The 18605-nt window shown below is 58.8% G+C and carries 24 protein-coding genes and 1 tRNA gene; 19 read left to right on the top strand and 6 right to left on the bottom strand.

Annotated features, from left to right (window positions below; genetic code table 11):
• Window positions 1-14: 14 nt before the first annotated feature.
• Window positions 15-278 carry a hypothetical protein gene (locus ACL9RI_RS07990; protein ID WP_422726041.1) on the bottom strand — a complete coding sequence of 88 codons (264 nt, stop codon included), beginning with the start codon at window positions 276-278 and terminating at the stop codon, window positions 15-17.
• Between ACL9RI_RS07990 and ACL9RI_RS07985 the strand changes: the two genes are divergently transcribed.
• Window positions 277-1593, top strand: a complete 1317-nt coding sequence (locus ACL9RI_RS07985) for an enoyl ACP reductase FabMG family protein (protein ID WP_422726040.1) — start codon at window positions 277-279, stop codon at window positions 1591-1593. The two genes, ACL9RI_RS07990 and ACL9RI_RS07985, sit on opposite strands and share 2 nt — an antisense overlap.
• A gap of 70 nt (window positions 1594-1663) precedes the next feature.
• On the opposite strand, the gene ACL9RI_RS07980 is transcribed toward ACL9RI_RS07985, so the two are convergent.
• Window positions 1664-2284 carry a TetR/AcrR family transcriptional regulator gene (locus ACL9RI_RS07980; protein ID WP_422726039.1) on the bottom strand — a complete coding sequence of 207 codons (621 nt, stop codon included), beginning with the start codon at window positions 2282-2284 and terminating at the stop codon, window positions 1664-1666.
• The gene (locus ACL9RI_RS07975) at window positions 2281-2646 is read right to left on the bottom strand and encodes a DoxX family protein (RefSeq protein ID WP_422726038.1); all 366 of its coding nucleotides are present in this window, start codon (window positions 2644-2646) and stop codon (window positions 2281-2283) included. Before ACL9RI_RS07975 ends, ACL9RI_RS07980 begins: the two co-directional genes overlap by 4 nt.
• A gap of 188 nt (window positions 2647-2834) precedes the next feature.
• On the opposite strand from ACL9RI_RS07975, the gene ACL9RI_RS07970 reads away from it, so the two are divergent.
• From ACL9RI_RS07970 to ACL9RI_RS07905, 14 genes are all read left to right on the top strand, one after another.
• Window positions 2835-2921, top strand: a tRNA-Leu gene (locus tag ACL9RI_RS07970).
• A 175-nt stretch (window positions 2922-3096) separates the two neighbouring features.
• Entirely contained in the window at window positions 3097-4314 is a 1218-nt protein-coding gene (locus ACL9RI_RS07965; RefSeq protein WP_422726037.1) for a tyrosine-type recombinase/integrase, read from the top strand.
• Between the two features lie 91 nt (window positions 4315-4405).
• Window positions 4406-5068 (top strand): hypothetical protein, encoded by a 663-nt coding sequence (locus ACL9RI_RS07960; RefSeq protein WP_422726036.1) that lies wholly within the window; start codon window positions 4406-4408, stop codon window positions 5066-5068.
• Between the two features lie 128 nt (window positions 5069-5196).
• The gene (locus tag ACL9RI_RS07955) at window positions 5197-5400 is read left to right on the top strand and encodes a helix-turn-helix transcriptional regulator (protein ID WP_422726035.1); all 204 of its coding nucleotides are present in this window, start codon (window positions 5197-5199) and stop codon (window positions 5398-5400) included.
• Window positions 5401-5510: 110 nt separating this feature from the next.
• Window positions 5511-6056, top strand: coding sequence for a hypothetical protein (locus tag ACL9RI_RS07950; protein WP_422726034.1), 546 nt, complete (start codon window positions 5511-5513; stop codon window positions 6054-6056).
• Entirely contained in the window at window positions 6053-6292 is a 240-nt protein-coding gene (locus ACL9RI_RS07945; protein ID WP_422726033.1) for a hypothetical protein, read from the top strand. Before ACL9RI_RS07950 ends, ACL9RI_RS07945 begins: the two co-directional genes overlap by 4 nt.
• Window positions 6289-6642 carry a hypothetical protein gene (locus ACL9RI_RS07940; protein ID WP_422726032.1) on the top strand — a complete coding sequence of 118 codons (354 nt, stop codon included), beginning with the start codon at window positions 6289-6291 and terminating at the stop codon, window positions 6640-6642. The genes ACL9RI_RS07945 and ACL9RI_RS07940 overlap by 4 nt, the downstream gene beginning before the upstream one ends.
• On the top strand, window positions 6642-6824 hold the full coding sequence (locus ACL9RI_RS07935) for a hypothetical protein (RefSeq protein WP_422726031.1): 183 nt from the start codon (window positions 6642-6644) through the stop codon (window positions 6822-6824). Before ACL9RI_RS07940 ends, ACL9RI_RS07935 begins: the two co-directional genes overlap by 1 nt.
• The gene (locus tag ACL9RI_RS07930) at window positions 6821-9007 is read left to right on the top strand and encodes an AAA family ATPase (protein ID WP_422726030.1); all 2187 of its coding nucleotides are present in this window, start codon (window positions 6821-6823) and stop codon (window positions 9005-9007) included. Before ACL9RI_RS07935 ends, ACL9RI_RS07930 begins: the two co-directional genes overlap by 4 nt.
• Window positions 9004-9510 carry a hypothetical protein gene (locus ACL9RI_RS07925; protein ID WP_422726029.1) on the top strand — a complete coding sequence of 169 codons (507 nt, stop codon included), beginning with the start codon at window positions 9004-9006 and terminating at the stop codon, window positions 9508-9510. The genes ACL9RI_RS07930 and ACL9RI_RS07925 overlap by 4 nt, the downstream gene beginning before the upstream one ends.
• Window positions 9511-9680: 170 nt before the next feature.
• Window positions 9681-10751, top strand: coding sequence for a tyrosine-type recombinase/integrase (locus ACL9RI_RS07920; protein WP_422726028.1), 1071 nt, complete (start codon window positions 9681-9683; stop codon window positions 10749-10751).
• A 582-nt stretch (window positions 10752-11333) separates the two neighbouring features.
• A complete protein-coding gene (locus ACL9RI_RS07915; protein ID WP_422726027.1) occupies window positions 11334-11597 on the top strand; it encodes a hypothetical protein in 264 nt (87 codons plus the stop codon).
• A 71-nt stretch (window positions 11598-11668) separates the two neighbouring features.
• Window positions 11669-12094 carry a hypothetical protein gene (locus tag ACL9RI_RS07910; RefSeq protein WP_422726026.1) on the top strand — a complete coding sequence of 142 codons (426 nt, stop codon included), beginning with the start codon at window positions 11669-11671 and terminating at the stop codon, window positions 12092-12094.
• Window positions 12094-14214, top strand: a complete 2121-nt coding sequence (locus tag ACL9RI_RS07905) for a hypothetical protein (RefSeq protein WP_422726025.1) — start codon at window positions 12094-12096, stop codon at window positions 14212-14214. The genes ACL9RI_RS07910 and ACL9RI_RS07905 overlap by 1 nt, the downstream gene beginning before the upstream one ends.
• 209 nt (window positions 14215-14423) lie before the next feature.
• Here the strand turns inward: ACL9RI_RS07905 and ACL9RI_RS07900 are convergent, their stop codons facing one another.
• Complete coding sequence (locus tag ACL9RI_RS07900; RefSeq protein WP_422726024.1) at window positions 14424-15005, bottom strand: recombinase family protein; 582 nt, start codon at window positions 15003-15005, stop codon at window positions 14424-14426.
• Window positions 15006-15202: 197 nt separating this feature from the next.
• Here ACL9RI_RS07900 and ACL9RI_RS07895 point away from each other — a divergent pair, with 197 nt between their 5' ends.
• On the top strand, window positions 15203-15568 hold the full coding sequence (locus ACL9RI_RS07895) for a DUF4224 domain-containing protein (RefSeq protein WP_422726023.1): 366 nt from the start codon (window positions 15203-15205) through the stop codon (window positions 15566-15568).
• 246 nt (window positions 15569-15814) lie between these two features.
• Here the strand turns inward: ACL9RI_RS07895 and ACL9RI_RS07890 are convergent, their stop codons facing one another.
• Both ACL9RI_RS07890 and ACL9RI_RS07885 read right to left on the bottom strand, forming a co-directional pair.
• On the bottom strand, window positions 15815-16414 hold the full coding sequence (locus ACL9RI_RS07890) for a GNAT family N-acetyltransferase (protein ID WP_422726141.1): 600 nt from the start codon (window positions 16412-16414) through the stop codon (window positions 15815-15817).
• 9 nt (window positions 16415-16423) lie between these two features.
• On the bottom strand, window positions 16424-16816 hold the full coding sequence (locus ACL9RI_RS07885) for an Imm10 family immunity protein (protein ID WP_422726022.1): 393 nt from the start codon (window positions 16814-16816) through the stop codon (window positions 16424-16426).
• A 102-nt stretch (window positions 16817-16918) separates the two neighbouring features.
• Here ACL9RI_RS07885 and ACL9RI_RS07880 point away from each other — a divergent pair, with 102 nt between their 5' ends.
• The 3 genes from ACL9RI_RS07880 to ACL9RI_RS07870 all read left to right on the top strand — a co-directional run bounded on the left by ACL9RI_RS07880 (window position 16919) and on the right by ACL9RI_RS07870 (window position 18559).
• Entirely contained in the window at window positions 16919-17329 is a 411-nt protein-coding gene (locus ACL9RI_RS07880; protein ID WP_422726021.1) for a GNAT family N-acetyltransferase, read from the top strand.
• Window positions 17330-17332: 3 nt separating this feature from the next.
• Window positions 17333-17992, top strand: coding sequence for a M56 family metallopeptidase (locus ACL9RI_RS07875; protein ID WP_422726020.1), 660 nt, complete (start codon window positions 17333-17335; stop codon window positions 17990-17992).
• A gap of 66 nt (window positions 17993-18058) precedes the next feature.
• Window positions 18059-18559: a hypothetical protein gene (locus ACL9RI_RS07870; RefSeq protein WP_422726019.1), complete on the top strand. Its 501-nt coding sequence runs from the start codon at window positions 18059-18061 to the stop codon at window positions 18557-18559.
• The last annotated feature ends 46 nt before the right edge of the window (window positions 18560-18605 follow it).

The following is an 18605-nucleotide window of genomic DNA, read 5'->3' as shown; positions in this document are numbered from 1 at the left end:
ACCGATAGTGCTTATCAGCGCAGCCAAGCTGAGGTAATATCGGCGCCTGCCCAAGCCTGTCTGCAAGCGGCCTGCGGCAGGTCCATGCGGCGGCAGCGTAAAATACGCCATGGCGAAAGAATAAGCGCAGTACCGAAGAAGATGCCACTCAGGACGAGAATCATTCTCAAGAAGATTTTAGGTCCTGAAATGGCGCATACTATATCCATGTTGAACCAGCAAGCAATGCGGCGCGCACCTGCCGCTTGCCTGTTAATTTTTGAATGAATTGAAACCATGACCGAGATCACGTCCTTAAGAGACATCCCGCAAAAAAATATCTTCCGCAAAGGCGATACCTTTGTCCTGTTTGGCGAGCTGTTCGGCCGGGGCTATGTCAATGGCTTGCTGGACGAAGCGCGCAAGGCGGGCATGAACATCATTGGCATGACGGTGGGCCGCCGCGATGAAAACCTGGCGCTGCGTCCCCTGAACGCAGAAGAACTGGCTGAAGCGGAAGCCAACCTGGGCGGCCGCATCATCAACGTGCCGCTGATGGCCGGTTTCGACCTGGACGCGCCGGCCGGTGAACCAACGCCAACCGCCCTGCTGGGCGGCCTGACGCTGAAAAGCTGGCAGGAAGACAAACTGGACTGGGCGCAGATCGAACGCTGCCGCGAAGCCGGCATCGCCCGCTTCAGCGCGTCCGTGGCGAAAGCCATGGCCGAGCTCGACAGCCTGATCCCTGACGGCAGCAATGTGTATTTCGCCCACACCATGGCGGGCGGCATTCCGAAAGTCAAAGTGTTCCTGGCCATCGCCAACCGCATCTACAAAGGCCGCGGCGAGCGTTTCATGTCCTCGCGCGCCCTGCTCGACAGCGACCTGGGCAAGCTGATCCTGATGAACTTCGACGAAGTCACGGCCAACACCCTGCAACACCTGATCGACGGCAGTGCCGCCATCCGCGCCCGCATCGAGCAAACGGGCGGCCAGGTGCGCTACAGCGCCTACGGCTACCACGGCACCGAGATCTTGATCGACGGCAAATACCAGTGGCAAACCTATAGCAACTACACGCAAGGCCTGGCGAAAAAACGCCTGGAAGACGTGGCCAAGGCCGCCTGGGCCAAAGGCATCAAGGCGACCGTGTTCAACTGCCCGGAAATCCGCACCAATTCCTCGGACATCTTCGTCGGCGTGGAACTGTCGCTGTTCCCGCTGCTCGACGCGCTGAAAAAAGAAAACGGCGCCACCTGGGCGCAAGCGCAATGGGATGCATGCCAGGCACTGCTGGAAGACGGCACCTCGCTGCAAGACTTGCTGGACCGCATCGCCGCCTACAACGGCGACAGCACCAGCGTGCACTTCCGCAACTTCGAAGCCTGGCCGATGGACAACACGCCGGAACTGGCCGAAGTGATGATCGGCACTTCCGACGACATCACCAAGCTGCACAAGGACCGCAAGGAACTGATCACCGACCACCTGAGCTCGCTGGTACTGGAAGGCACGGGCCCGCTGATGTTCCACGAAATGTCGGCCCCGAAAGCACCGGTGATCTGGCTCAACCACGACATCATCGCGCGCCAGTTGAATTCGGTACACAACTAAGCGTCAGCATGCAAAAAAACGCCGCCCGGGTTCGCACCCGGGCGGCGTTTTTTTCGTAGCCGCCAGGGCATCAGCCGTACAGCTTGAAAAACAGGTCCACGCCGCGCCTGGCACGGGCCAGTATCGCGTCATCCGTCAGCGGGACCGAGACCCGCAAGTTGATGCGCAAAATGGTGGTGCCATACCACAGCGCCGTCAGGTCTTCGGCCGCAGCGGCCGGGTCATCGAGCCGCAATTGCCCCTTGCTGGCGGCCTGGCGCAAGATGAAGGTCAGCAAGGTATAGCCGCGTCCTGGCCCCGCCTCGTACAGGCGCCGGGCCAGTTCCGGATAGATATCGTAGGCCGAGGCGATCAGCCTGTCCCAGCCCAATAAATGCCGCTGATTGGCAAAGCGCAGATAACGCGTGCCGAACGCCAGCAGCACCTCGCGCAAGTCGGTAGTGGCAGCGCTGGAAAAGTCATCATCCGATATCGTGTGCGCCGATTCGCGCAGCAAGACCGCTTCAATGAACGCCTCCTTATCCGCAAAATAGGTATAAAACGTGGTTTTGGCGACCTCGGCCTTCGCCACGATGGCATCCACGCTCACCCGCAAGCCATGCGTCAGCAGCAGGTTCTTGCCCACTTCCAGCAAGGTTTCCTGGCACTCCAGTTTCCGGGGACGCCCCCTGCCTCGCTTGACCTCGCTCATGCGTGTTTCAAATAATATGCAGCCAGCAGCAAGCCGCCGGCCAGGCTCAGGTGTTCTAGCGCAATATGCAATTCGGCTGTCTGGCGCGCGCCGTCGAACGTCCAGAAAGCGTGGCCAAACGGTATCGTCAGCAAGGTAAACACGGCCAGCGCAACGGCGCCCACCCAACCCAGCTGTGCATAGTTGGAAATGACCAGCATCGAGGCGCCCAGTTGCAAGGCAATCGTCGCGGCAGCGGTCAAGCGCGCATGGGGCAAGCCGATGGCACGCACCTCCGCAACGACGGCGGAGAAGTTAAACAGGCCAAAAATGCCGGCGCTCCAGAACAGCAAGGTCAACAAGGTACATAGCAACAACTGCATGACATTCCCTTTACGTTATCAAGTGAAGATCAATATATCGTACCTTCCAGTATGAAAAAACAGTTGGCGCAGAGACCAGGCTGATGGCATGCGCGTCATCGCATCGGGCAGTCTCCGGTAATGAAATAAACTATTCCGGCAAAAAACTTGCCGGATTGTGACAGATCAGTGATAATACGTCTCGCGTTGCCGGGATGGCGGAATAGGTAGACGCACGGGACTCAAAATCCCGCGCTGGAGACAGCGTGCCGGTTCGATTCCGGCTCCCGGCACCACATGATCACGTCATACCGTATTAAGAAACATCAAAACCCGCTCTTCCCATAGGAGGCGCGGGTTTTTTGTTGTCTTGTATCGTCTTACGACGTAGCATGGCAGCGTACAGTTTTGTCGGTACTTGTGACGGTACTTTTTAATACCGTCAAAAAAAGTACCGTCACGGAGAAAGACATGGCGCTGACAGATACATTCATAAGGCAGGTAAAGCCCACCAGGCCCGCAGGCGACAAGCACACCGATGGCGGCGGCATGTACTTGCTGGTGAAGGATGCCGGCAAGTATTGGCGCCTGGACTACCGCTACCTGGACAAGCGCAAGACACTGGCACTTGGCGTTTACCCTGCGGTATCGCTGGCCAGCGCCCGCAAGCGACGCGACGAAGCACGCAAGCTGCTGGCCGAAGGCATTGACCCCAGCCAGGCCAAGCGTGACGACCAGCATGCCAAGACGGCGGCCGCTGGCCATACCTTTGAAGCCATGGCGCGGCAGTGGTTGCGCAAGACGCAGGCCGAGCGCGCCGAGAGCACCCAGCAAAAGAACACGTCCTGGCTGGAAAAGAATATCTTCCCTGAGATTGGGGCGATGCAGATCGCGGCGATCAAACCACGCGACGTGCTGGCCGCCCTGCGCAAGATCGAGGCGCGCGGCGCCATCGAATCCGCCCACAAAATCAAGCAGCTGTGCGGCCAGGTGTTCCGGTTCGCGGTTGCCTCCGGCCTAGCCGAGCGCGACGTCACCGCTGACCTGCGCGACGCGCTGGTGGCCGTGCCAGGCACACACTATGCCGCCATCACCGACCCCAAGCAGGCAGGCGGCCTGTTGCGCGCCATTTTCGACTACAGCGGCCATCCCTACGCGATGGCGGCGCTCAAGCTGGCGCCGCTGCTATTTGTACGCCCTGGGGAGCTACGCGCCGCTGAATGGGCCGAAATCGACCTGGACGATGCGCTCTGGCGCATTCCCGCAGTCAAGATGAAGATGAAATTCGATCATCTGGTGCCGCTGTCGAGCCAGGCTATCGCCCTGCTGCGCGGCGTGCACGCGATGAGCGGCACTGGGCGCTACGTCTTCCCCAGCATACGCACGCAGGACCGCTGTATGAGCGAAAACACCGTCAACGCGGCGCTGCGCGCCATGGGCTACCCGAAGGAGGCAATGACCGGGCATGGCTTCCGCGCAATGGCCAGAACCATCATGGACGAGGTGCTGGGCGAGCGCGTCGACCTGATCGAGCACCAGCTTGCCCATGCGGTGAAAGACCCGAATGGCCGGGCCTACAACCGTACCAGCCACCTGCCAGCGCGCCGAGAAATGATGCAGCGCTGGGCGGACTACCTGGACAAGCTACGTATCGGTGCTGATGTGATACCGCTGCATACGATGAATTGACGATCTACGCCGGCCATAGGCTGATCCCCAAAAACTCGTTCCCTGACGAGCTTGGCCGGCACCATATTTACAGGGGCATCAAGGGGATGTCGTGGAAAATAACTCTGAAGGCCAAAAGCCAAACGCAATGGTGGAAGTCGCAGAATTTAAGGGTGCCGTATACGGCCCAGCATATTTAGAAGCGCAGGAACTATTGTTAGAACTTTCAGGATTTTATGAAGCCGGTGGCTTTGGTAATGCCAAGAATTTTTTGGATGAGCTTTCCAAAATACGTGATGGTGATACGCAAAAACTTACTGAAAAGCTAATTGAATTTGACGATGCTGCAGATCAGTATCACTCTCCAACTGAACGGGCTCAATGGGAGGTAAACATGAAACTTGCCCTTCTCTGCATATGCCGTGCCTATTGCGTTCAGGCATTTCGTTCGGAAAATAATAGTGCCAAGCAGTGGTTAAATTTGGTTGCAGCAAATCATCACTTTGGAGCCCTTGTTGGTTTTATTTCCGGTAGTCAATTTAAAAACCAAAATTCAATCTCAGTATTTTCTCGCAAGGGGACTGATAAAAAGCACAAAGAAAACAGGGAAATGAAAAAGCAGGTATTCGACTGGTGTGCTAAGCATATGGGGGAATACAAGAGTATGGATAAGGCCGCCGAGACAATCGCCGGCAAGCTCGTTCCTGTTGCAGTTAGGACGGCTCGTTCATGGATTGGTGAGTGGAAAAAGATACAGTCTCCCGGCAAACTGTAACCTCTGCCGGGAGACTGTTCACCATGCCGGCAGGCTATTCGGCTTACCGGTAGGCCGCGTAGTTTTATTGCGCATCATCAAGCACGATGCACCCCATTGCCTTACGGCGTATTAACAAGGGGTACATCATGGCGCAAAGAATTATCCGTCTTGCCGATCTGGCGAGCACCAAGGACAGGCCCGGTAAGTTGCCGGTATCTCGCGACACCATCTGGCGCTGGGTGCGCGCGGGTAAATTCCCCGCTCCTTTCAAGCTGAGCAATCGCGTCACTGTTTGGGATCTCGACCAGGTAGAAGCCTTTATCACCAAGCGCGCCGGCGGTGCCGCATGATGGCCTGTGCTCGGCCAATACCAAGGGTTCGATTTGAAATCGCATCCCTATTTGCCCTGGCTCAACACGGCATCGACCACTCCCGTCGACAATACGCCAGTACAAAAAGCTTGACGATCCGCTTGTTGTCGGTCTATCCTGAAACCGTCGCGAAAAAAGAAGCGACCGGGCTTGGTCGCCCGATCAGACAAAGGCGGACATCCGCCGCCAGGCGGTTTTTTTTCGTCCGTACCATTGCGTCTCCTATGAGCGGCAGTGGTGGGGAGGCTTCTGCCTGCCGGTTTCCTTTGTCACCGGTCGACCAACCCTGCCATTTGCTGCTCACCCCGTTTGGTCGCGGGGCGTGCGGTTCTACAACCGACAAGGAGGCAATCATGCCAGGCACCACCACACCCCTACATTCCCCATCATCCTCGATCACCGGCACCCTGTCCGTCGATCAGCTTTTCCAAACTGCGTTCTACAACGGCCGTACACCGCGTAGCCAGGAATACAAGGTCGGCGTCCGTATGGCGCTTGAGCACCGCATCGAGCGCAAGGACTTCGATATGCCTTACAGCGCTGGCACGGCCGCCGCCGATGCTTACTTTGCTGGCATCGAAGAAGGCAAAACCATCTGGCGTACGGCCATCGCCAAGATCGGCGGTGCCGCATGAAAACGACTACTCGCAGCCAAATTGATGCGGCCATCGTGCTGGATGCGCCCTTTGCTGATATTCACATCGCCTACGCTGTCGCTTCCGCGCATGCCCGCATGCGCGCGCGCCAGTTGGCCGCGCTTCTGCTGGCAATGCAGCCAGAAGACGGTCCTGGTGATCTGCTTTGGCTGGCACAGCAAATGGCAGATGAAGTCGCGGGCACGTTGGCTGGCATCGACGGAGGTGCACCATGAGCACCCGCCGCCCAGAACCGTCGGCGCCACTGCCGCCGCCAGATGCACTACATGTCCCTTTCTCGTTCCTGCGTGCCAGCCTGAAAGATGACCGCGATGCGCAATTCGTCGCCACCACCATGAATATCGCTCGTGGTATCAGCTTGTGCCTTGAGCTTGCAATCAAGAGCAATCTGGTCAGGGAGATGAACGAACAGGTTGTTCCGGAGGGCCAAGAAGCTCCCTTGCTCAACCTGCAAGACACTGATCGTCTTATGCACTTTGCTCTTGAGTCCGCGCGGTTGCTGGATGACTACGCGGAAGACCGCATTCAATGGCTGAACACATACCGTGTAACGGAGGGCAAATAATGGCCACCACAGCACATAAGCCCTGGGGCGTTACCTTCGCTGGCGCGACCGTCCCTTTCTCCACGCGCTCGGAAGCCAAGCGATTCATCCGCGACCACCACAAGGACGTGGCGGATCGCCGCGGCGGTACCTTCAAGGCTGTCATTGTCCGTATTCCGGCGCCAAAGGAGGCTACCCATTGAACGCTTCGCTTTCAAACATCGAGGCGCAGTTTGCCATCGCATTAGCCGGCTACAACCTGGCCCCGCCTGACATTGTCGCCGATGGTCAGCGCCACCGATTCGATGCCCCGGATGACAAAAAGGGTAAGAAGTCGGCCTGGTACATTCTGCACAGCGACGGCGTGCCCGCTGGCGCCTTCGGCAACTGGAAAACGGATCTGTCCGAAAAATGGTGCGGCAAGTCCGACCAGGTGCTGACGCCGGCCGAGCGGGCCGAGTACCGTGCACGCATAGACAAGGCCAAGCAGGATGCGGAATTCACGCGTCTGCAGCTGGAGGCGGAAGCGGCTGCCGTGTGTACCCGTGTGCTGGCCGGTGCACGCGACGCCACCGACGATAACCCGTACTGCGTCCGCAAGGGCATCAAGCCGTATGGTCTGAAAGAGTTCAAGGACAAGCGCACCCTGATCGTACCGATCCGCGACGCCACCGGCGCCATCACCAGTATGCAATTCATCTACGAAGATGGTAGCAAGCGTCTCAAGTCGCACGGCAAGGTCAAGGGCTGCTACTACAGCTTCGGCGGCAAGCCTGTCGATACGCTGCTGGTCTGCGAAGGCTTTGCCACCGGCGCCAGCCTGTATGCTGTAACCGGCTATCCCGTGGCGGTAGCCTTTAACGCGGGTAACCTGGAGCCGGTGGCCAGGGTGCTGCGCGGAAAGTTGCCGGGCATCCGCATCATCGTGTGCGCCGATAACGACAAATTCAAGGAAAGCGGCAATACCGGCCTGATGAAGGCGAAGGCTGCAGTCGCTGCTGTTGGCGGCTTGCTGGCAGTGCCTGTGTTCCAGTCTGACGATGGACAGCCTACCGACTTCAACGACCTGCATGCCCTCGAGGGAAGCCAGGCGGTCATGGCGGCAATCAGCGCTGCCGCGCTGCAGGACGGCAGCCATGCTGCGCCGGTTGCTCTATCGGTGCCAACGGCAGGCCCAGCAACGAGCTTGACCAACGATCGTTCGATGATCCCGGCGACCGACACACGCACTGTGAAAATCCGCTGTGCCTCCGATATCAAGCCCCAGCCGATTACCTGGCTGTGGCCTGCATGGCTTCCTGCGGGCAAGCTGACCATCCTGGCGGGCGCTGCGGGCACGGGTAAGACCACGCTGGCGCTTGGCCTGGCTGCAGTGCTGACTGCAGGCGGCACCTGGCCGGATGGCAGCGCCTGCAAGCGCAAGGGCAATGTGTTGGTGTGGTCGAGCGAAGACGTGGCCGACGATACCCTGGTGCCGCGCCTGATCGCCTCCGGCGCCGACCTGAGCCGCTGCCACTTCATCGAGGGCATCACGGAAAATGGCGAGAGCGTGCCTTTCGACCCGGCCCAGGACATTCCCCAGCTGCACCGCGCAGTGGAGGCTATCGGTGGCGTCAGTCTGCTGCTGATCGATCCGATTGTCTCGGCGGTGGCAGGGGATATGCACCGTGCCAACGATGTGCGCCGCAGCTTGCAGGCAGTGGTTGACTTTGCCGAGGTCCACCAGTGTGCGGTGATCGGCATTACCCACTTCGCCAAGGGTGGTGCCGGCAAGGCGCCACAGGACCGCGTCATCGGCTCCCAGGCATTCGGCGCGCTGGCCCGCATGGTACTGGTCACTGCTAAAGAGGAAGACGGCAGCCGCCGCGTGCTGGCGCGCGCCAAGTCGAACATCGCACCGGATGACGGGGGTGTGTCTTACAGCCTGGGCATGAAGTCGATCGACGGCGGCATTGAAGCCACGCATGCGGTATGGGAAGGCACTATTGACGGCACGGCGCGGGAAATCCTTGGCGAAGTTGAACACGACGAGAACGAAGGCGGTGACGGTGGCCAGCGTGACGACCTGGAACGCATGCTGATTGACACGCTTACCGATGCCGGTGGCCGCATGGCGACCAAAGCGTTGCAAGCTGAAATCCGCGATGCCGGACATTCGTGGGATGCCGCCAAACGCATCAAGAAATCGCTGGGTATCGAGGCCGTAAAAGCCAGCATGGGCGGCGCATGGATGTGGTGCTTGCCGGGTGCAATTCCACGAAGGGAGCACGAAGGGAGCGAAGGGAGCACAGAAAAAACAGCGCTCCCTTCGCTCCCTTCGGTGCTCCCTTCGCAAAAGATCGTATCCAATGTCATACCAATCTCTTCGGTTGAGGTGACGATATGACCCCCGCAAACCTGTTGGCGGAATGTCAAAAGTCAGGCGTATTGGTCGAACTGGCAAGTGGCGCGCTCAAACTGAAGGGCCAGCCCGACGCGGTGCAGGTTGCCGCCGGCATGCTGCGCCCATTCAAGGATGAGCTGGTGCGGTACCTTGATCAACTGATCGCCGAACCACTTCCCCAAGCGGCGCAGTCTCACCATGCACCAAGCGCGCCGCTCGACGATGCTACTTGCGCACGGATAGCACTGTTCCGTGGCCGAGGCTTGAATCAGGCGGCCGCAATCACACTGGCGCATCGGCTGACATTGCGCGACCAGCAGTGCGACGAACGGCGAGTGTGCCTGGAATGCGCGCATATGGCCGGTACGGTCAGCGCAAGGCGCTGTGGGCAATGGCGCCATACCCGGATGAAGGGGCCAGCCATGCCCGCCGACCTGGTGGATGTCTTGCAGCGCTGTCGCGGCTTTGCGATCCGGCTACTTCGGGATATTGAAGCACCACCATGAAGGTGCAGCCCGGAAGCCCGGAAACGCTCCGGTAACGCTGCCGTAACGGTCAAGGCGTTACTTATTTACGGCGAAGCCAGCGGGCGCTGGAAGATGCGTGGCTTTGGCGCCACGCAGTCCGCTGAGCACCTCATGATATTCGTCACAAAATAGCCAGGATAGGAAAAAACATGAGCGCAACTTTATTTCGAGTTGGGGAAAGCAAGATTTGGCATTACCGGTTCCAGGTAGCTGGCATGCGCGTCCAGCGCACCACGCGCCTGACGGTCAAGCACGAAGCCGAGATTGTGGCCGCCCGGGCATACGCTGATGCTGTTACCCGCGCGAATGGCGGAAGGCCGATACCAACGCTGGCCGAGCTGTTCGCCGAGTGGCAGCTGGTACGCGCCCCCATTGCCAGTATCGCGCATCGCCGTTCGGTGGATGTGGTCCGGCGCCTACATCTTTACGATCTGGGCGACCTGCCCGTAAGCAACATCACCACGCTGCACATCGAGAAAGCGCGCAACCTGCACCTGGTTGACCACAAACCCGCTTCCGCCAATGCATGGCTGCGAGTAATCAAACTGATCGTTAATTGGGCGGTCAAGCGCGAAATCCTGCTGCGGCTGCCGTGGCGAGTCAGCATGCTCACGGTCCAGAAGGTTCCGCGTGTCATCTTGTCCCTCTCTGGCGCCGAGGCCTGGCTTGCGCAGATCGATATCGCTACACAAGACACGCCCGAAGTCGCTATTGCCGTACGGCTGCTGTTCGGCCTTGGCCTGCGTGAGGGAGAGGCCGCCACTGCGCGCTGGGAATGGATCGATTGGGAGCGCAAGACCTACACGCCTGGCATTACCAAGGGCCGCGAGGCTGAGCCTTGCCCTATGCAGCAATGGCTGATCGACTATCTGGCACCCCTGCGCAAAGGCGAAGGCTTGATCGCCCGGCGCGCCGACGGCACGCAACTGCAGTCCGGCTATGCCCGCACGGCGATGAAAACCGCGAACGCGAAGTGCCGCATCAAGGGACTTACACCGCACCGACTGCGGGGTAGCTACGCGACGCTGTTATCGGAGGCTGGTGCGAACATCCAAACGATACAGGCCGTCATGCGCCACAAGAGTCCTATCACGACCATGGCCTACCTCGAAAAGGACATGGAAAGCGTGAAGGCGGCGCAGTCCAGGATGGCCGAGAAAATGGGTTTTGGGCGGCGAGAAAGTGAAATGGCCGCTCGGCCCCTCACTGCGGAAAAGTAAGCGCCATGTTTATCGGGAATCATCGGGGATTTTCGCGCCTTTTTCGTGGTTTTTGGTCATGTGGTTGCAATTTACATAGGTATTTTTGTGCAAAAAAGACAAGTCCGTTTATATGGTTCGCACCGGGTTGGTTCGCAGCAAAGTTCGCACTGAAAATGCGCAAATTGAAAGTGGGATTTCGTGCGAATGCGCCGAAATACTCTGACCCGACGCAGTGGAAATTGAAGGTGAAATCGGTTTCCAGCATGCCAGTTCGGTACAAAATAAAGCCGAACAACGCTCAATCATATGGGGAGCGGAATCAGCGTTCCTCCATAGGGAAATGTCGATATGGACAGAGGTGTCGCAGGGTTTTCTATCGCAACGTTTTACCGAATGTTCGGCGCTACTTAGCTGGCCTTCTGGCGCCCTGGTCTGATGGGCGGTCTTCGGCAGTCTTTGGCCGGTGTCCAACTTATTTGAACGATGCTTGGCGTGCCTTTAATTGCACATCAAAGCCCCCCTTTGGTGATGGCTTTGGTGACGCCTTTAATGAGGCAGCACGGCGACTTTTCCGGGTAGTACGACGCTCCAGGTGGCCTTGTGCGTAAGGGGGCATATCAGAAAATGCTCGATGGGCTGGCTGGGCTATCGGTGCCTGAGCCTGCAAAGCGCCAGTTTGAAGAGCTGATACGCCGGAGTGCAGCACTTGACGGCATCGCCTCTATCGACCGATTGGAGCGCGTGAAATTCGCACGCCGTCTGCTCGATCAAAAGGAGAGCCGCACGACAATCTGCCGGCGCCTGCAGGAGAGGTATGCAATCGGCCGTTCGCAAGCCTATCTGATCATTGCTGAAGCCCTTTAATTGTCCGGTTTTCTGTCCGAAAACCGGACGCAAGCGGGGTTTAATACGCAATCGACATGAAAGGGAATCGAATGAAAATCGTTTATTTCAATCCAGAACTGAGCGCTCGCGCACCTGACCTCCTCGGTGTCTTTTGCGTGGACCCCAGCGGACACTGGCTCACGATGCAAGACATCGATGCGGCACTTGCATCCGGCGAAGATGTGGAAATTCGCCAGTCCACTGAAACTGAGATCGAGCGTGCGACAGCCGTTGCAATTCTTTACGAAATCGAATTAGAACTGGCAAGGCAGGTTGGTGGCCTGCTTGACCCTAGCGCTGCGGCTATCGACAGCGTTGTAGCAGTGGTCACGTCCGCTTTTACTGCTGTCCCGACGGAACTATCAGCCGACTCGGCGCCGGTTGAGCTGGAGCCTGCTATCGAACATACCCTACCAGCAACTAACAATCACCCCGCTGACATCGATGCGCTGCTCAAAAAGCATGGGGGGGAGTGATGCCAAGCCGCGACGATCTTTTCAATGCACTTCGCAACGCTGACAAAGCTGGCGATACCGACGCTGCGCGAAAGCTGGCTGCATATATCCAGTCGATGCCAGCGGATACTCCAGCACCTTCTAAGCCATTCGGCCAGCAGTTAAACGACAATATTGCTGACATTCCGCGTCAGGTCGGGCTCACTGCGCGCTATGGTATCGAGGGCGCTGGGGCGGCGCTGAACATGCTGGCCACACCCTTCCGTGTCGGTTTAAATTCGCTTCTGCCGAAGCAGCAGACGTTACCTGGCTTAGTGGCTGGAGCGGCACGGCGCGATACTGTCCAGCCTGTCAACTTCAAAGGGCTTGCCGATGCTATCGGCCTGCCGGAGCCACGCAATGCCCTTGAGCGTGTCGTTGGCGATACCTCGCGCACAATGGCTGGGGGCATGGTACCGATTGCAGCAATGAACCGCCTCGCTCAAGGTGCTACCGGTGTGACAAAAGGTATCGCTCAAACACTGTCCGCCAACCCATTGCAGCAGCTCGTATCCGCAGGCAGCGCCGGCGCGGCTGGCGGCTATGTGCGTGAGACTGGCGGTAGCGAGACATCACAGATGCTATCCAGCTTAGCTGCAGGCGTCGCCGCGCCGCTGGCAATGAACAAGCTAGCCCAGGTCTCAGGTGTGGTCGGGCGCATGACGCGTCCACAAACGCTGGCCCCGACCCAGATTGATAAGCATATCGACAGTGCCCTGCAACCAAGTGGCATGACACTGGCGGAACTACCAGCGGGCGTACAGGCGCGTATTCGCAAGGATGTAAGCGATGCCATCAACATCAGTGGTTCGGTCACACCGATGGCCGTGCGTCGGCTGGCCGATTACCGGCTGACCGGCGCCACGCCGACAGCTGCCGGGCTGACCGACAATCCGGCTGTCATCACCCAACAGCGTAACCTGGCCAAGCTTGGTATCAATAGCAAGGACGCAGCCGCACAAGCACTGGGACAAGCCGAGAATGCCAACAACAAGGTGCTGATCGGCGGATTGAATGATCTGGGTGCTGGCACGCCGGACACCGCTATCGCGGGTGGCCGCCGTGTGATGGGGGCGCTATCAGGCCGCAACGATGCTGCCAAGAGTGCGATTGATGCGCGCTATGCGGCAGCACGGGCGACCGATGGCCGCAGCGCAGCGCTGGACCCGCATGCATTCAGCAATCGGGCGAATGATGCGCTTGACGAGGCCTTGCTTGGCGGGAAGCTACCTGCTGATGTGAGAAGCCTGCTGAACAAGGCCGCAAGCGGCCAGATGCCGTTGACGGTTGACACTGCAGAGCAGTTCAAGACGCGCATTGGCGACCTGCAGCGCTCATCCATCGATGCCAGCGAACGCAAGGCGTTGGGGCTGGTGCGCCAGGCGCTGGACGATACGCCGCTGCTGGATGGCCAGGGACAAGGCGCTATCGATGCCTTTAACCGGGCGCGCAGCCTGAACCGTGCATGGATGGGGATCGTGGAGAAGACGCCCGCGCTGCAGGCGGTACGCGACGGCATCGAACCAGACAAGTTCGTGCAGCAATTTATCGTCGGCGGTGGGGCCAAGGCAAGCGCGGCCGACCTGGCCGCGCTGCGCCAGTCGGTGAAATCAAGTCCAGATGCGCTTAAGGCCGTCCGTGAACAGATCGCCGCACACCTAAAGACGAAGGCATTGAACGGTGCTGCCGATGAGGTGGGAAACATGAGCCAATCGGCCTATAACAAGGCCCTGAATGCTATCGGCGATGAGAAGCTGGCGATGTTCTTTTCCAAGCCGGAACTGGATCAGTTGCGCGCCATCGGGCGAGTGGCCAGCTATGAACAGGCGCAGCCAAGGGGCGGGGCAATCAACAATTCCAACTCAGCAGCGGCAATTGGCAATATTCTTGACCGTATCGCCGGTAGTTCATTACTCAGTAAAGTGCCATTCGGAAAATCGTTGCAGGAGCCTGTTCAGAATATCGCGGTCGGGTTCAAGTCGAGTGCAGCGATGAATGTGCCAAAGGTGCTGGCAGGCAACGCCTTGCAGCGAGCAGCAGGCCACCCGGTGGGTTTGGTGATGTCGCCGGCCGCGCTCATGCAACAGCAGGATGAGAATTGATGGCTTACTTCCTGGACTCCAGCCAAGCATTAATGAGCATGGCCAGAAAAGCGCCCAGCATGATTGGATCGTAGTGCATGGTTTTTCCCTGGAATCCTGTCGATTGAGCAATTATAGGCGTCTAGCCTTCCCTGAGGGGAAGGTTGCGCGGCCTGGGATGCGCTCAATATGGATGCGAGGATTCCCGTCTTTGCACAGTTCCACGCCTTCTAAGCTGCTTCGGGCTGGGCCTTGATGATCCTGCCAATGCTGGCACGCGATATTTCGTAGATGCGAGCCAACTCACTGATCGAGGCTCCCTTTGCATGCTGCGCAACGATGGCCTGGCGTTGGTTGTCGTTCGTTTTGGTTGGACGGCCCAATTCCGTACCTTGCTGCTTGGCGCGCGCCAGTCCTGCCTGGGTACGCTCTACCAGAAGGTCCCGCTCCATTTCCGCGACGGCGCCCAACATGGTCAGCATGAGCTTTCCTGCCGGTGAGGTCAGGTCCAGCTTGCCAAGCTGCAGCACGATCACCTCGATCTGGCGGGCAGCCAGCGCCTTGATGGTCGCGCCGACGTCCTGCGCATCCCGGCCCAGGCGGTCTAGCTTGGAAACAACCAGTGTTTCACCTGCACGTATCTGCTGCTGGAGCTGGGCGAACTGTGGCCGCTGCGCCGCAGGCACCTTTCCCGACACACCTTCGTCCGCGAACCAGTAATCGATCACGATCCCGGCCCGTTCAATTTCCTGGCGTTGGTTTTCGGTGGCCTGGTCTGCCGTGCTGACACGGCCGTATGCAAAAGTTGCCATTTTTATCTCCGGGAGATGGTTCAGCATGTTCAATAACGTGTTCAATATATATGAACATGCCCATAAATGAAAGGGCTATTTTATGAACATATCTAAGGAGTGGCTTTACGGCATGTTCATAAACGGTCGTTTTTGAACATGGCCAAGCTGGTATGGTAGCTCTGGCATCACATCAACAACGAAAATAGGAGCACGCCATGACACCCATTGAAATCGAAGTTTTGGCCAGGCTGGCGGCGGCAATAGAAAAGATGCAGCAGCCCGCAGCAGCGCAAGCAATCGACGTCTCGGAAATCAGCCGCCTTGCTGTGCATGAAAAGGTAGCCATGAACGAACTGGCACTGAGCAATCAGGAGATTATCGATCTGACGCATTACAAGCGTGCAGCTGAGCAGTTGCGCGTACTGAAGGCGATGGGCATACCTGCCACCAGGTTGCATGACAACACAGTGCGCGTGCTTCGCATGCACCTGATGCAGCCGGCCGCCACAGCACCGGAACCAAGACCAATGCGGAAGTCTGAGAGAAAGCGACTCGACGCTGCGAAATTGAGCGGAACCTGATACGCAGGGTGCCGCGCTGAGCGCTGAGCATGCCGCGACCGGTGTCGCAAAAACATTTTGACTAGGACATCATTTATTTTTGACGGTACTTTTGACGGTATCTATGTACCTCAAAACCAAGGAAGTGGCTTACCATGCTGCTTTAATTGATCTTTTCGATTCCGGCTCCCGCACCACAGAACATCGTTGTACAGATTGAACCCGCACATCGCCTGATGCAGCGGGTTTTTTATTGCCCGGATAATTCTAGCGGCGCAATCTAAGCGCCAGCCCCGCCTTCACCGCCTCCCACTCCGTATCGATGATGCTGAACCGCACTGAATTGCGTTTGCGGCCGTCGGGCATGATGCGCTCGTGGCGGACGATGCCTTCCTGGACGGCGCCCAGGCGCAGGATGGCGGCGCGCGATTTTTGGTTCAGTTCGTCGGTGGTGAATTGCACGCGCACGGCGTCCATGACTTCAAACGCGTGCGTCAGCAGCAATAATTTCGCTTCCGTGTTCACGCTGGAACGCTGCACCGAGGCGCTGAGCCAGGTGTGGCCGATTTCCATCTTGCGGTTAATCCTGTCGATCTTCCAGAAACGCGTACTGCCGACAATGGTTCCCGTGGCCAATTGCACGATCACAAAAGGCATGACGGTGCCCGCGCGCTGGCCTTCCAGGGCGGTGGCGATGTAGCGGTCCATGGTGGCCGGGCCGGGCACCACCGTGACGGTCATGTTCCACAATTCGCCATCAGCGGCCGCTTGCAGCAGTTGCGGTCCGTGCTGCGCCGACATCGGAATCAGGGCAACCGTGTTGCCGGTCAGGGTAGCTTGTTCGTGCATGGTTTTCCAGTCAGCGATCAATCCAGATCAACGTTCTTCGCGATAATACTCGCAGCCATCAAAGGTGGTGCGCAGCGCCTGCTGCAACTGGGCAAACTGTTCTGGCGTGAAATTAAAACGCACGTCGAGCTGGCCATCGTCATCCATTTGCATGGCCGCTTCCGCATCGAGCTGCACCGATAGCCGGTTCGGATGCAGGATCACGGCATGCATATGGCCATACCAGGCAAATTCCTGCCCGCCGAATTCGATATACGGCTCGTCCATGCCCAGCTCGGCATCCTGCTCGTCGTCAGTTGCTGCGCGCTGGAACATCAGGTAGACCGGCTCGCTGCCAGCCGTGTTGGCGGCCAGGGTGGTGATCAGGGCATCGTCTTCATTCAGGATGGAGAGTTCGGTGGCGGTAAATCCTGCGGACATGGTGTGCTTTCATTCTCGAGTCAATGACGCCACCATAACGCAACGGTAGCTGTCTTGCCAGCCTTCGCCGCTATAATCGGTCAACCAACCATGGAGACCGTCTTGTCCAACGATTACACCACCTTGCTGGAAACCCCGAACATCGCCACTTACCAGCACCTGCGCGTGGCTGCTGGCCTCAGTCCCAAATCGATGGAGGCGGCGGCGCGCGGTTTGCCTAACTCCCTGTTCGCCGTGCAGATCCTGCAGGGCAAGGACGTGGTCGGCATGGGGCGCGTGATCGGCGACGACGGCTGTTTTTACCAGGTGGTCGATATCGCCGTGCTGCCCGAGCACCAGGGCAAGGGACTGGGCAAGCTGATCATGCAAGAGATCCGCCGCTATATCGAGACCAGCGTGCCTAAAAGCGCGTATGTCAGCCTGATCGCCGATGGCCAGGCGCAAGACCTGTACGCGCAGTTCGGTTTTACGCACACGGCGCCCGCCTCGGTCGGCATGGCGCTGAAACGCTAAACCATGCCAGCCTGGCTGCCGTCACACTGCCGCTGGCTGTGGCTCTCCATCATGGCCGCGTGGGTGTTGCTGTCGTTGCCGCTATTGACTGCCCTGCCGGCGCCATGGAAGCTGGTCTGTGCCATGTTGACGATGGGCATGTTGCTGACTTTGCTAGTGCGCAGCGTGCAACTGATGCTGCACCGGCGGCGCTGGCAAAAAACTATGTTGCCGGGCACGCCTGTGTACCTGAGCCCCTTGCTGGGACCCTGCGTGGCGGGATTGTTGCGGCCCTGCATCGTCATGCCGGCCTGGCTGAGCATCATTCCTGCGCAAGAGCAAGCGCTGCTGCTGGCGCACGCCCAATGCCGGCTAGCCGCGCGCGACCCGCAATTGCTGGCCGCCGCGTATGCCTTGCTCGTTGTGATGCCGTGGAACCTGCCGCTATGGTGGCTGCTGCACCGGCTGCGCTTTGCCATCGAGGTCGATGGCGATGCGCGCATGCTGGCGCAAGGCCATGATTTGAAAGACTATACTGCCATGCTGCGGCGGCATGGCCAGTATTATTCGGGCTTCACGGGCGCGGCCCCGTTTGCGCAGGACGATCCGCGGGCGCTGCGCCGGCGCCGCCGCATCATGGCCAGGCCCCCCCAATCCCGTATAGCGGCGGCTAACTTGCTATAGTAGCGGCGGCGCGGCAGCTTGCCTGTTCGCCATCGGCTCATTCCACCCAGAAATCAGAGAGATACCATGCTTTACCTGCTCGCCTTCGCGATCGTTTTCGGTCTGTTGTATTACGTTTTCAGCGGCCGCACGCCCGTCAAACCGCTGGAGCGGGCGCTGATCTCGGTGCGCCAGTATGTACCGGACATTCCACCGGGTCCGCCTGCGCATCACTGGCGCGATGAAGGGCGCTATGCCTCGGAAGTGGAAAACGATTCCATCTATCAACCCGCCATCGCCAGACTGGCGGGCGACCATGGTCCGGGCAATGCCGATGAGAAGTGCCTGGCGCTGCTGGTCTGCGACGACGCCAATCCGTTCCAGGACAAGGCCATCGCCGTTTTCATCGATAGCCAGCTGGTCGGCTACCTGGCGCACAACGATGCGCTGCGCCTGCGCCGCAACCTGGGCCGCCAGGACCTGGTGGGCCAGCTGACCTCGTGCGACGCCGTGATCCGTGGCGGCGGCTTGTGGAACGGCAAGCGTTTGGCTTACGCCGTCTGGCTGGACTTGCAGCCCTACAATTAACAATTCCGGCAAGGCGAGCTGCATCGATAAATATATTTTATGCAAC

The sequence above is a fragment of the Janthinobacterium sp. Mn2066 genome, from assembly GCF_049319705.1.
Classification (GTDB): Bacteria; Pseudomonadota; Gammaproteobacteria; order Burkholderiales; family Burkholderiaceae_D; genus Janthinobacterium.
This window is presented reverse-complemented; position numbering and strand designations above follow the sequence as displayed.